Genomic DNA, 13,253 nt, shown 5'->3' on the forward strand with positions numbered 1-13,253 from the left:
TTATAAAGAATTAAAATCTAATTACTAATTGATTATAAACTTTTTAAATTATACTTAGCTAATAATTTAGTAAAAAAACCTGAAGATTTTTTCTTTTTTATCCAGCTGTTAACGTAATTTCTCCACTCATCATCACCTTTAGTAACCATCATTGCTAAAAATGCAGGGTTTTTTTCTCCATCAGGAACAATTGCTAATTGAGGATATTTTATAACTAATTTATTTGCTTCAGTTGAACTAGTTATATTTCCGTCAGCTCTTCCAGCCAATACTTCTTGAAAATCTCTTGCAGGTGCTTCAACTGAATTTAATTTAGATTTTGGAAAAAATTCTTTAGCTTTTTCTTCCTGTGAAGTTCCCAATGTTGTAGCAATGGTTACATTTTCATTATTTAGTGAGTCCCAAGTTGAAAATTTTTTTAAATTTTTTTTAAGAACGAGTGGAACAGTTCCATATTTGTAATAAGTATCCGTGAAACCAGCTACTTCAGCTCTTTTTGGTGTTTTTGTTACACTAGTTGAAATATCGTATCTATTTGAAGTAATTCCAGATACTATTGTCTTCCATTCTGCAGCAACAAATTTGACTTTTACACCCATATCTTTAGCTAATTCGTTCATAACATCTATATCAAATCCTTTATATTTATTTGTGGCAGGGTCCTTAACAGTCATTGGATCCCAATCTCCAGTAGTTCCAACTCTAAGTTCTCCAGATGAAAGGATTTTATTTAAATTTGAATCTGCATATGCAGAAAATGAAATTAGTACAAAAAGTAATAAAGATAAGATTTTTTTCATAATAACTATATTACTGATTTAATTAATGATTTTTACAGTCAACTTGACGCTAATTGCTACAATCTTGACGCACTATCATTTATCCAAGAAAATAAATGTTCAGAAAAAGATCTTCTAACAAATAAATTCACATTTTTTTTATCAATATTATGAATTATCACGTCAATTTTAGCTAAAAGTGTTTGAGTAACAGAACCGTTTTTATTTTGAAAATCATTGAAATTAAATGGTGAACCTGTTGAAAACAACTCATAAATTTTATCACCACTTAGTTTTAGTAATACAAATTGATCAGTTACATCTGTAACTGCTCCTAAATTAGTTTTCACAATGTTACTTGTTAGAGAGTTTTCAATTTCATAATTATTATCATTTTCATTTATTTTATCATTAGAATACAACATCCATTCATCAGGACTTAACCATAAAGCTGTATATTCTTCACTTGTTGTTGATGTGTTACTCTCAGTTGGCAAAAGCATATTAAGAGATTTACCAACAGAGGATAAAAATTCTCTTTTTTTACCTCTAAGTATTAGTTTCATAATAGGTTTTATTTCTTCAATTTTGAATCCAGAGTATTCTTTTGTTTCTTTTATTGGATTGTTGTAATTAAGCATTTAACCTCTTGTTTTCTTTATCTAGAAAAACTGGATCAGCTACAGTGACGTTAATAATCTTATTTTCCATTGGTATGAATAACTTTTGGCCCAACATATTTTTACCACCTCTTACAACACCAAGAGCAATTGATTTGTTTAAATTTGGACTGTAATAACTAGATGTAACATGACCTAACATTTCTACAGGTTTTTTGTTTGTCTCTGCAACTATTTGAGCACCTTCCTCAAGAACTTCATTAGGATTTTCAGTTAATAGTCCAACTAATTGTTTTCTATCTTCTCTAATTGTATCAGATCTGTATAGAGATCTTTTACCAATAAAATCATATTTTTTCTTACTAACAATCCAATCCATTTGTAGATCTATAGGTGTCATTGTTGCATCTGTATCTTGTCCAACAATAATAAATCCTTTCTCAGCTCTTAATAAGTGCATAGTTTCTGTACCATATGGGGTAATGTTATATTCTTTTCCTATTTCCATACATTTTTCCCATACTGATTTTCCGTAATTTGCTTGAACATTAATTTCATAACTATGCTCACCTGTGAAACTAATTCTCATAACTCTACATTTTATTTTTCCAATAGATGCATTTTTGAATGACATATGTGGAAAATTTTCATCTGATAAATCTAAATCTGGAATTAGTTTAGATAGAATTTTTTTGCTATTTGGCCCACAAACACTTGCAGTTGCATAATGATCAGTTACGGAAGTTAAATACACATCCAGCTCTGGCCATTCAGTTTGAAGATAATCCTCTAATTTTCCAAGAACATTTGCTGCACCACCTGTTGTAGTGGTCATTATATAATGATTTTCGCCTAAACGAGTAGTTACACCATCATCATAGACCATACCATCTTCATTTAACATTAACCCATATCTGCATTTTCCAATTGCAAGTTTAGACCAAGCGTTTGTATAAACTCTATTTAAAAATTCTGAAGCATCAGTACCTTGAATATCAATTTTACCTAGTGTTGAGGCGTCTAATATACCCGCACTTTCTCTTGCAGCTTTACTTTCTCTTTGTACTGCTTGATGCATATCTTCATTATTCTTTGGATAATACCAAGCTCTTTTCCACTGACCTACATTTTCAAACTCTGCTTTGTTATCAATATGCCAATCGTGCATTGGTGTTTTTCTAAATGTATCAAAATATTCACCTACATTTCTTCCGACAATAGTTCCAAATGTTAATGGAGTGTAGGGTGGTCTAAAAGTAGTTGTTCCCAATTCTCCCATCTGAACTTTTGCAGTATCAGCAATAATTCCAAGGGCATGCATATTTCCTAGTTTTCCTTGATCTGTCCCCATACCGGTTGTTGTGTATCTTTTTACATGTTCAATAGATCTAAATCCTTCTCGTAATGCCAATTTAATATCCTTTGCTGTTGCATCATTTTGATAATCAACAAATGGTTTTGTTTTTCCTAAAATTTTATCTGAAGGCAAGAGCCAAATATTTCTATAATTATTTTCTTTAGTAGAGGTAATTTTAATATTTTTAAAAATTTCATCACTAACATTGAGGAATTTATTTATTTGGTTAGGAATATTTTTAATAATATCACTTAATTCAAAATCACCGTTACATGCACCAATACATAATTGATCTGAGCTATAAACGTTAGGAATAAATACATTATCGCTATTTCTAAATTTTAATTTACCACCAGATTGAGTAAATAAATGCACAGCTGGTGTCCAACCTCCTGACATTCCTAAACAATCACAATTAATATTTATTTTTTTTCCAACAACAGAAGTTCCATCTTTTGATAATTCCATAATTGAAACATTGTTTATTCTTTTATAACCCTCTGTATCCACTATTGTATGATTGTTGAAAATTTTAATATTCAAATTCTTAACTGATTTAATCAGTTCAGAATCATTTTCATTTCTTATATCAATGATCGCTTCAACTTTTATACCTTTATCATTTAATGAAAGAGCTGTTTCATATACAGTATCATTGTTAGTAAACAATATAATTTTTTCTCCACTTTTAACTCCATAAAAATCAACATATTTTTTAATTGCTGATGAAAGTAAAATACCAGGTCTGTCGTTATTATTAAAAATTAGAGGTCTTTCTATAGAACCAGTAGCAGTAATTACTTTTTTTGCCCTGATTTTTAAAAGTCTTTGTCTTACTTTGTTATCTCTCTTTGAAACTTCTATGTGATCAGTTAAATTTTCTCTTGCTAAAATAAAATTATAACCATGGTAAGCAGCAACGCTTGTTCTAGTTTTTATTTCTAAATTTTTATAATTTCTAAGATCATCAATTTCTTTTTTTAGCCACTTTGATGAATTTTCATCATTAATTTTAAAATGATCATTGTTTTGATAAATTGTAGAGCCACCTAAATTAGGTTTTTCATCAACAAGTATTGTCTTAAAACCATTTTGAGCTGCTGTTTTTGCAGCTATAATTCCTGATATTCCAGCACCAATTATCAAAACATCACAATGCAAATATCTGTGTTCATATATATCTGGGTCTGGTTCAGTAGGTGATTTACCTAGCCCAGCTGATTTTCTTATGAAGTACTCATACTTTTCCCAAAAGCTAGCAGGCCACATGAAAGTTTTATAATAAAAGCCAGCAGGAAGAAGAGGGGATAAAAAGTTATTTATCCCTCCAAAATCAAAATTAACACTTGGCCAGCAGTTTTGACTTGAAGCTTCTAATCCATCATAAAGTTCAACCTCAGTTGCTCTAACATTTGGTTCTGTTCTTGATGAATTATTATGCAACTGAACCATGGCATTAGGTTCTTCTGAACCACTTGTCATTATTCCTCTTGGTCTATGATATTTAAAACTTCTCCCAACCAAATGTATGTTATTGGCCAGAAGAGCTGATGCTAAAGTATCACCTCTATATCCATACAGTTTTGTTCCATTAAATTTAAATGAAACTCTTGTTGTTTCATCAATAAATGAACTTGATTTTACTCTCAAATTTTTTGACATACATTTCTTTTATTCTACAGGAGGTTTTTCACCCATTTTGTATATTGCTTTTATTTGATCATTAGATGTATCTCTAACCATATTAAACCACTTTCTACATCCATGAGCATGGTTCCATCTTTCAAACTGAACACCTTTTATATTCTTTCTCATGAACAAATATTCTGCCCACTCGTCGTCACTCAGTTCAGTTGGTTGTTTTGGTCTTACTATATGAGCTTCTCCGCCAGCTTTAAACTCACTTTGTTCTCTTTCACCACAGAACGGACAATTAATTACAAACATTAGTGTGCTACTGCAGCTGCTCCGTGTTCATCAACAAGATCACCACTAACAAATCTATTTATATTAAATGCAGCATTTAATTTATGGGGCTCATCGTTTGCAATTGTATGAGCAAATAAATCACCTGAACCTGGTGTAGCTTTAAATCCGCCAGTTCCCCATCCACAGTTAAAGTATAATCCTTTAATTGAAGTTTTACTAATTATAGGGCTTGCATCAGGACAAATATCTACAATTCCACCCCATTGTCTTAACATTCTCATTCTACTAAATATTGGGTAAAGCTCTAGGATTGCATTTAAAGTTCCTTCCACAATATCGTGACTTCCTTTTTGAGTATATGAAACATAATCGTCAGTTCCAGCACCAATAACCAATTCTCCTTTATCAGATTGGCTCACATAAGCATGAACTGCATTAGACATAACTACAGTATCTATTATTGGTTTAACAGGTTCAGAAACTAAAGCTTGTAATGGTTTACTTTCTAAGGGCAATTTAAGACCAGCCATGTTTGCAATTACACTTGAATGACCTGCAGCTACTACTCCAATTTTTTTTGTTTTTATAAAACCTTTTGTTGTTTCTAAACCTTCAACAGTATCTCCATTTCTTTTTATACCTTTCACTTCACAATTTTGAATAATGTCCACTCCCATTTCATCTGCACCTCTAGCATAACCCCAAGCAACAGCGTCGTGTCTAGCAGTACCAGCTCTTCTCTGCAGTGTTCCACCAAGTACCGGATATCTTATATCAGGAGAGGTATTAATTATTGGACAAAACTTTTTAACTTCTTCTGTACTTAAATAAACTGCATCAATACCATTTAGTCTATTAGCATGAGTTCTTCTTTTTAAATCTCTCACATCTTGAAGATTATGAGCTAGATTCATTACTCCACGTTGACTAAACATTACATTATAGTTTAGTTCTTGAGATAAACCTTCCCAAATTTTTAAAGCATGATCATATAAGCCTGCACTAGCATCCCAAAGATAGTTAGATCTAATAATGGTAGTATTTCTTCCAGTATTACCACCTCCAATCCAACCTTTTTCTACAACAGCAATATTTTTCATATCGTGTTTTTTAGCTAAGTAATAAGCAGTAGCTAGACCATGACCACCACCACCTACAATAACAGCGTCGTATTCCTTTTTAGGTTCTGGATCTTTCCAAGCTTTCTCCCAATTTTCATGATAGGAAAAAGCATTTTTTACTAGTGAAAATATTGAGTACTTGTTTTTCATAATTTTTAGAATAATTACTTTATTAATATTGAATATTCAATACAATCAAAAGTATTGATTTTTCTTGTGGAGAGATGGGTGAGAGGCTGAAACCAGTCGTTTGCTAAATGACCGTGCGAGGAAACTTGTACCGAGGGTTCGAATCCCTCTCTCTCCGCCATTAATAAAGAGGATCATCTCTAAAAAAATCTTTAACAGTTATTGGTTTACGCTCCAGTATATATCTATAAACGTTGTAATTCTCCAAAACACGTTGAACATAATTTCTTGTTTCTCTAAATTTAATTAACTCTATCCAATCAACGTAATCAATTTGTTTTTTTTGAGGATTTTTATTTAATTTTTTCCAATACTTTACTCTTTTAGGTCCAGCGTTATAAGCTGCAATTGCAAATGGATAAGCACCATCATACTCTAAAATCAATCCTGCAATATAATGTGAACCTAAGTTTATGTTATACTCAGGATCTGTTGTTAATCTAGACTTTGAGTAGGGTAGTTTCGCTTGTTTAGCTACAATTTTAGCTGTGTATGGCATCAACTGCATTAACCCTTTTGCTCCGGCATGACTATTAGCACTTAAATCAAACTCACTTTCTTGTCTTATTAAAGATAATATAAATGCATTTTCAGGAATTTTTCTTCCATTAACATAGATTGGCGTGCTTATGACTGGATAGTTAAATTTATTATGAAATCTTTTTTCATATGATGCAATTTTAGAAACTTGAATTGCAAAATCATACCTTTCAATTTTAGTTGCAAGTTCTGCAGCAAGAGGTTCACTACCACTCTGAATATTGTCTAAAGCTAAAAATCTTAAGATATGTTTTGTGTATTTATCTTTATTTAATTCATCTAATAAATAAACTATTCTAACAAGTTCTTTATCATAGAATTTTTTTCTATATTTATCATCAATTACACTCTCTAAACTTAATTCAAATTTTCTACCAGGATCAATTTTTCTTGATGCTAATTGACCATAATAAGTTGTCATGTATTTTGTTGCTTCTTCAAACCATTTAACTGATGAATCTTTATCACCAATCTTATCATATGATCTACCAAGCCAATAAGCTCCTCTTGAAAGACTAATTGGGTAACTTACATTATTATAAAAATTTCTAAAATGATCTATTGCTAATATTGGATCATCTAGAAAACTTAATGCAATCCATCCACTCATCCATTCAGCTGCAGCGTAATTAGGACCTTCGGTCATTGCATGGTTACTGCTTAAACGATATGCAGTTTCATATTTTTTTTTGTATATTAATGATCTTGCTATAATCTCTCTTTCTTTCCACCACTTTTCAGGATACTTCATATAATCTTTAGTGTTTTTAATTTTTAATAAAATTTCTAAAGAACTATCAACTCTTCCTCTTTTTCTTCTCCATTTTAATCTATCATAATTTAATCCAGGATCATTTTTTAACTTAGTGGGCACATTTTTAATTGCCTGATCAACACCGTACGATTTTGAAATCAAAATTTGTCTAGCATTATAAAGAAGCTCATAATCCTTAGGCAAATATCTAAGTAATCTTTTTAAATCCCAATGTTTGCTATTCCATGCTAGATAGTCTGCTCTTTTGATGTAATCATTTGCGTTTAAATATTTTTTATATTTTTTTCTAAAAAATCTTAATTCAGATTTTGAAAGTTCAGCTTCTATCCATCCATCTTTGATATATCTTATACCTTTTTCTTTTTCTCCAATTTCAATTAAACTTTCCCCTAAAATTATTTTACCATAACCACTTAAAGGTTCATCATCCCCAAAATATTGAATTACTTTTTTTGGAGAAACTTCTTTTACTGAAAGTTTATGTTCAGCAAGATATTTAACTCTACCAATTCTTGGATATCTTTCATTTTGTTCTATAAACGATTTGTAATCAAAAAAAGATGCCTGATTGCCTTTGGTTAGCAAATGTCTCCATTGTACAAAGTTATATATAGATTTGTCTTTTGCTCTTTTTGCAGTCGATAAAGCTGATTTCCATTCTCTTTTTTCCATTTTAGAAATTGCTTTTTTTGCTAATTCAAAATCTTTTTTATTGTAATATTTGGATTTTTTTACAGCTTTTATTTTTTCAGTATTTATTGTAATTGGTTTTTTCTTAGGAAGAATTAATTCTGCTACTTTAGACTTTTTTTCTTGTTTTTTTTCGGTTTTAACTTTTTCAATTTTTTTCTTTTCTTTAACTTTGACTTCAGTTTTAACTTGGTCAGTATTTTTTTTCGTGCCAGGTTTTGGAATAGGTCTTATTTCCTCTTTGGCTAATCTTTTTTCTATTTCGGCTTGTTCTAAGAGAGGTTTTTTTAGAGGAATAATCTTGATATTAAGAAATTCTGCAAGAGATATTGTGGTTGCCCCTAAGGTTATAAATATTATAAAAAATGTTAAATTTTTCATGTTTTTTACTAAATGAATCTTTAAACTATGTTATAAGTATTTATGTTCAAAGGATCAAATGTTGCATTAATCACGCCTTTCATTAACAACAAACTAGATGAAGAAGCGTATGTAAAATTAATTCATTTTCATATGGAAAATGGAACAAATGGTTTAGTTCCCGCTGGAACAACTGGCGAGTCACCAACATTAAGTCATGGAGAACATCAAAAAGTGATCGATTTGTGTATTCAAGAAAGTAAAGGTAAAATACCCGTCATAGCCGGAACTGGATCTAATTCAACTGAGGAAGCAATATCTCTTACTAAACATGCTGAGAAAGCAGGTGCAGACGGCGCATTAATTGTTACTCCATATTATAATAAACCAACTCAAGAAGGACTTTATCAACATTATAAAGCTATTAATGATAGCTCTGGTTTGCCAATTATAATTTACAATATCCCTGGTAGGTCAGTAATTGATATGTCAGTGGATACAATGGCAAGACTCTATGAATTAAAAAATATTGTTGGTGTTAAAGACGCCACAGGAGATCTAAATAGAGTAGATCAACAATTAAAAAAAATGGGAAAAGATTTTATTCAATTAACTGGAAATGATGACAATGCTTTAGAATTTAACAAAAGAGGAGGAATTGGGGCTATAAGTGTAACTGCAAATATTGCTCCAAAAATTTGTTCACAGTTTCAAAAATTTTCAAATGAAAAGGATAAAAAAGATTCTCAAAATGAGGCTGTAAAGTTAGATAAAATTTTACAACCAATACATCATTCAATGTTTGTTGAGAGCAATCCTAGCCCAGTTAAATATGCAGCAAAACTTTTAGGTCTTTGTGACGATAGTGTGAGATTGCCATTAGTTAAAGTAACATCAAATACTCAAGACATAGTTAAAAAGGCATTAGTTTCAGCTAACTTGTTGTAATGAATAAAAAAACCAATTCTGGTTTAAAAATTATATGCTTAAATAGAAAAGCAAGTTTTAATTATTTTTTTGAAGATCTATTTGAAGCAGGGATTGTTTTAAAAGGTTCAGAAATAAAATCTGTTAGAGACGGAAAAGTTAATATTGCTGACTCTTATGCTGTCGAAAAAAATGGTGAGATAATATTAATCAATTCTCATATTGCTACATATAAACAAGCAAGTTACTCAAATCATAAACCTTTGGATGAAAGAAAATTATTACTTAATAAAAAAGAAATAAATAAATTAATTGGCAAAATGCAAAGAGATGGTTTCACTTTAGTGCCTACAAAAATGTATTTTAAAAAAGGTAAAGCTAAAATAGAGATTGCAGTGGCAAAAGGGAAAAAACAATACGATAAAAGAGCAACTAAAAAAACAAGAGATTGGAATCGTGACAAAGCAAGATATATCAGAAAATCAAGTTAAGACTGTTTTTTTAGGGATTGGTTCAAACTTAGGGAATAGAAATAGAAATATAGAATTATCAAAATTTAAACTTTATTTGGAAAATATAGAAATAATTAAATGCTCAAGTAATTATGAAACACCATCTTGGCCGGATCCTAAAAAACCAAAATTTATTAATATAGTTTTAAAAATAAAAACATATCTATCACCTCAAAAATTATTAGAATTATGTAAGAAAATTGAGAGAGAACTAGGTAGAAAAAAAAGAAAAAAAAATGACCCAAGAGAATGTGATATAGATATTATTGATTATAGTGGTTTAATTCTCAATAAAGATATTGTTATTCCTCATACATTGATGCATCAAAGAAATTTTGTTTTAATTCCTTTGTATGAAATCCAAAAAGATTGGAAACACCCAAAATTAAAGAGAAATATTAAAGATTTAATCAGTCAACTTCCAAATAAAGACATAAGAACTATTAAACAAATTTAAATTGGTGCTATAATGTTTAAATGATTAATTCCGAAGAGTTAATTAATAAAATTAAAATTTATAATAAATTTCTTAATCCTGAAAAATTGGATAAGGCATACAATTTTGCAGTGAAAGCTCACAAAGATCAAAAACGTGCTTCCGGTGATCCATATTCAGTTCACCCAATCGCCGTAGCCGATATACTGACTGAATTGAAATTAGACAGCGCTACTATAGCGACTGGCTTACTTCACGATACTATTGAAGACACTTATGCAACATATGAAACTATTAAAAATGAATTTGGAGAAGAAGTGGCAGATTTAGTAGAGGGTGTTACAAAAATTTCTGTATTTGAAAATACTGCTGCCTCAAATTCAAAAGCTGAAAATTTTAGAAAGTTAATTTTAGCTACATCTAAAGATATTAGGGTATTACTTGTTAAAATTGCTGACAGACTTCATAATATGAGAACTATTGATGCAATCACTAAGGAAGAAAAAAGAAAACGTATAGCGCAAGAGACAATGGAAATTTACGCGCCTCTTGCAGATAGAATGGGTATGCATCGAATTCGAGATGAGCTTGAAGACCTGTCTTTTAAAATTCTTAACAATGAGGCAAGAACATTAATAAAAAACAAATTAGATGAAATTAAAGAACACAAAAAAGATACTTTTGAAACGCTGTCAGTAGAGTTAACCGAATTATTAAATGATCATAAAATTTACGCCGAAATATATGGACGAGAAAAAACTCCATTTTCTATTTGGAGAAAAGTCCAAAAAAAAAGAGTCTCGTTAGAACAAATAACCGATATCATTGGGTTTAGAATAATTTTAAATACGGTTGATGATTGTTACAAAACTTTAGGAATATTTCATAAAAAATGGAATTGTGTTCCAGGGAAATTTAAGGATTACATTTCGTCTCCAAAAATAAATGGGTATAAATCGATACATACGTCAGTTATTGGACCTAATCAAAAACCAATTGAAATTCAAATTAGAACCATGTCTATGCATGAATTTGCTGAAAGAGGAATTGCTTCTCATTGGCAGTACAAATCATCGGAAAAATTTAATTCCGTTAGCTGGAAAGAATATGATTGGTTGAAAGATTTAGTTGAGATTATAGAAAAAAATGAAAATCCAGAACATTCTTATGAGTACACTAAATTACAAATGTTCCAAGAAAACGTGTTCTGTTTTACACCTAAAGGATCTGTAATTAAGTTACCAAAAGATGCAACGCCAATTGATTTTGCATATGCGGTTCATACTACTATTGGGAATAGTGCGATTGGATGTGAAATCAATGGAAATAAAAGTGAACTTCAGTCAATTTTAAGAAATGGTGATAGAGTAAATATTATTACTTCAAAAAATCATTCTCCTTCTTTACATTGGATACCAATTACAAAAACCGGAAAAGCAAGAGCTGCTATAAGACGTTATTGGCATGATAAAGGTGAACAAAAAGAAGAAAAAATTAAAAAATATAATACAACTCTATGGATATCACTCCCAGATAAACCTGGTCAACTAGGTGACATTACAACTCTAATTGGTGACCATAAGTTAAATATTTCAAAAGTTGAAATGGTCGGTAAAAACCCTAATTATATCAATTTTAAATTTCAATTAATAATCAGAGATCTTAAAAATTTTACTAATTTTATTGCAGAACTAAAACAAAAGAATATAAAATTTAAAATAATTAGACACGAAGAAAAAAGAAATGCTTTCACACAAAAAATCCTTAAGTATTTTAAAAAAGACTAATGCATTATTAGAGGGACATTTTGTTTTATCATCTGGTTTACATTCTCCAAAATATATTCAATGTGCAAAATTATTAAGTTATCCGTACTTAGCAAAAGATATATGTGAGTCATTAGCAAAGAAAATTAAAAAAAATTTTAAAAAAATAGATTTAATACTTGCACCAGCTATGGGTGGTGTGATCATTGGATATGAAATTGGACGACTTTTAAAAAAGGAAACAATTTTTTGTGAGAGAGTAGATGGTAAATTCAAACTTAGAAGAGGTTTTAACATCAGTAAGAATTCTAGAGTTCTAATTATTGAAGATGTAATAACAACTGGAAAATCAAGTTTAGAATGTGTAAAATTGATAAAAAAATTTAAAGCAAAACATTTAGGGTTTGCATCAATAATTAATAGATCTTCAAAAAAATCATTGAGGATAAAATCAAAAATAATTTCACATTTAAAAATTGAAGTACCAACATATAAAAAAAATGAACTACCTAATGAACTTCGAAACATTAAAATAACTAAGCCTGGAAGTAGATTTCTTAAATGAAAAGATTAGGTGTAAATATAGATCATATAGCAACAATTAGAAATGCTAGGGGTGAAAAACATCCTGATCCACTTTTTTCTTCAAAATTTGTTACAAAACATGGTGCAGATTCAGTCACTATTCATTTAAGAGAAGATAGAAGACACATAAATGATAAAGACGCTTTAGATATTTGTAATCAAAAAAATATTTTAGTTAATTTAGAAATATCTATGAATTCTGATATTGTTAATAAAGCAATAAAGATCTCTCCAAATTATATTTGCATTGTTCCAGAAAATAGAAAAGAAGTTACCACCGAAGGTGGTTTAAACCTCAAGAGAAGTGAAAAAAAATTAAGCTCTATTATAAAACGCTTTAAACAAAAAAATATAAGAACTAGCTTATTCATTGATGCAAATATAAGTGATATTTATTTGTCAAAAAAACTAGAAGTTAATTGCATTGAAATACATACTGGTAAATTAGCAAATTTAGTTAAATCAAAGAAAAAATACCAAAAAGAATTTTTAAGAATAAAAAAATGTGCTCGATTGGCTAAAAAATTAGGAATAGAAGTACATGCTGGACATGGATTAGATTATAAAGTTACAAAATTACTTTGTAAAATTAAAGAAATAAGAGAATTCAATATTGGGCATTTTATTATTGGAGAATCTGTTTTTGATGGTCTACCAAAAGTAATAA

12 protein-coding genes and 1 tRNA gene are annotated in these 13,253 nt (G+C 29.7%); 7 read left to right on the forward strand and 6 right to left on the reverse strand.

Annotated elements, in window-relative coordinates; genetic code table 11:
- Positions 1-32: 32 nt before the first annotated feature.
- Genes ACTT9D_RS05485 through ACTT9D_RS05505 form a run of 5 tightly spaced genes read right to left on the reverse strand, consistent with a single transcriptional unit; the run spans position 33 to position 5,956 of the window.
- Positions 33-800: an ABC transporter substrate-binding protein gene (locus ACTT9D_RS05485; RefSeq protein WP_440930795.1), complete on the reverse strand. Its 768-nt coding sequence runs from the start codon at positions 798-800 to the stop codon at positions 33-35.
- A 56-nt stretch (positions 801-856) separates the two neighbouring features.
- The gene (locus ACTT9D_RS05490) at positions 857-1,420 is read right to left on the reverse strand and encodes a sarcosine oxidase subunit gamma (protein ID WP_440930796.1); all 564 of its coding nucleotides are present in this window, start codon (positions 1,418-1,420) and stop codon (positions 857-859) included.
- Positions 1,413-4,418, reverse strand: coding sequence for a sarcosine oxidase subunit alpha family protein (locus tag ACTT9D_RS05495; protein WP_440930797.1), 3,006 nt, complete (start codon positions 4,416-4,418; stop codon positions 1,413-1,415). Before ACTT9D_RS05495 ends, ACTT9D_RS05490 begins: the two co-directional genes overlap by 8 nt.
- Positions 4,419-4,427: 9 nt before the next feature.
- A complete protein-coding gene (locus ACTT9D_RS05500) occupies positions 4,428-4,703 on the reverse strand; it encodes a sarcosine oxidase subunit delta (RefSeq protein ID WP_014953312.1) in 276 nt (91 codons plus the stop codon).
- Complete coding sequence (locus ACTT9D_RS05505; RefSeq protein WP_440930798.1) at positions 4,703-5,956, reverse strand: sarcosine oxidase subunit beta family protein; 1,254 nt, start codon at positions 5,954-5,956, stop codon at positions 4,703-4,705. Before ACTT9D_RS05505 ends, ACTT9D_RS05500 begins: the two co-directional genes overlap by 1 nt.
- A gap of 68 nt (positions 5,957-6,024) precedes the next feature.
- Between ACTT9D_RS05505 and ACTT9D_RS05510 the strand changes: the two genes are divergently transcribed.
- Positions 6,025-6,116 (forward strand) — tRNA-Ser (locus ACTT9D_RS05510).
- Here ACTT9D_RS05510 and ACTT9D_RS05515 read toward each other — a convergent pair.
- Entirely contained in the window at positions 6,117-8,381 is a 2,265-nt protein-coding gene (locus ACTT9D_RS05515) for a lytic transglycosylase domain-containing protein (protein WP_440930799.1), read from the reverse strand.
- Between the two features lie 42 nt (positions 8,382-8,423).
- Here ACTT9D_RS05515 and dapA point away from each other — a divergent pair, with 42 nt between their 5' ends.
- From dapA to ACTT9D_RS05545, 6 genes are all read left to right on the forward strand, one after another.
- Complete coding sequence (gene dapA / locus ACTT9D_RS05520; protein WP_440930800.1) at positions 8,424-9,308, forward strand: 4-hydroxy-tetrahydrodipicolinate synthase; 885 nt, start codon at positions 8,424-8,426, stop codon at positions 9,306-9,308.
- Complete coding sequence (smpB, locus tag ACTT9D_RS05525; protein ID WP_014953308.1) at positions 9,308-9,778, forward strand: SsrA-binding protein SmpB; 471 nt, start codon at positions 9,308-9,310, stop codon at positions 9,776-9,778. The genes dapA and smpB overlap by 1 nt, the downstream gene beginning before the upstream one ends.
- Positions 9,744-10,256 (forward strand): 2-amino-4-hydroxy-6-hydroxymethyldihydropteridine diphosphokinase, encoded by a 513-nt coding sequence (gene folK, locus ACTT9D_RS05530; RefSeq protein WP_440930801.1) that lies wholly within the window; start codon positions 9,744-9,746, stop codon positions 10,254-10,256. The genes smpB and folK overlap by 35 nt, the downstream gene beginning before the upstream one ends.
- A gap of 20 nt (positions 10,257-10,276) precedes the next feature.
- Complete coding sequence (locus ACTT9D_RS05535; RefSeq protein ID WP_440930802.1) at positions 10,277-12,022, forward strand: bifunctional (p)ppGpp synthetase/guanosine-3',5'-bis(diphosphate) 3'-pyrophosphohydrolase; 1,746 nt, start codon at positions 10,277-10,279, stop codon at positions 12,020-12,022.
- Positions 11,979-12,566, forward strand: coding sequence for an orotate phosphoribosyltransferase (gene pyrE, locus ACTT9D_RS05540; protein WP_440930803.1), 588 nt, complete (start codon positions 11,979-11,981; stop codon positions 12,564-12,566). The genes ACTT9D_RS05535 and pyrE overlap by 44 nt, the downstream gene beginning before the upstream one ends.
- On the forward strand, positions 12,563-13,253 hold a 691-nt coding region (locus tag ACTT9D_RS05545; protein WP_440930804.1), incomplete at its 3' end, for a pyridoxine 5'-phosphate synthase. The genes pyrE and ACTT9D_RS05545, both read left to right, overlap by 4 nt.

This window comes from Candidatus Pelagibacter sp., assembly GCF_052049815.1.
GTDB lineage: Bacteria > Pseudomonadota > Alphaproteobacteria > Pelagibacterales > Pelagibacteraceae > Pelagibacter.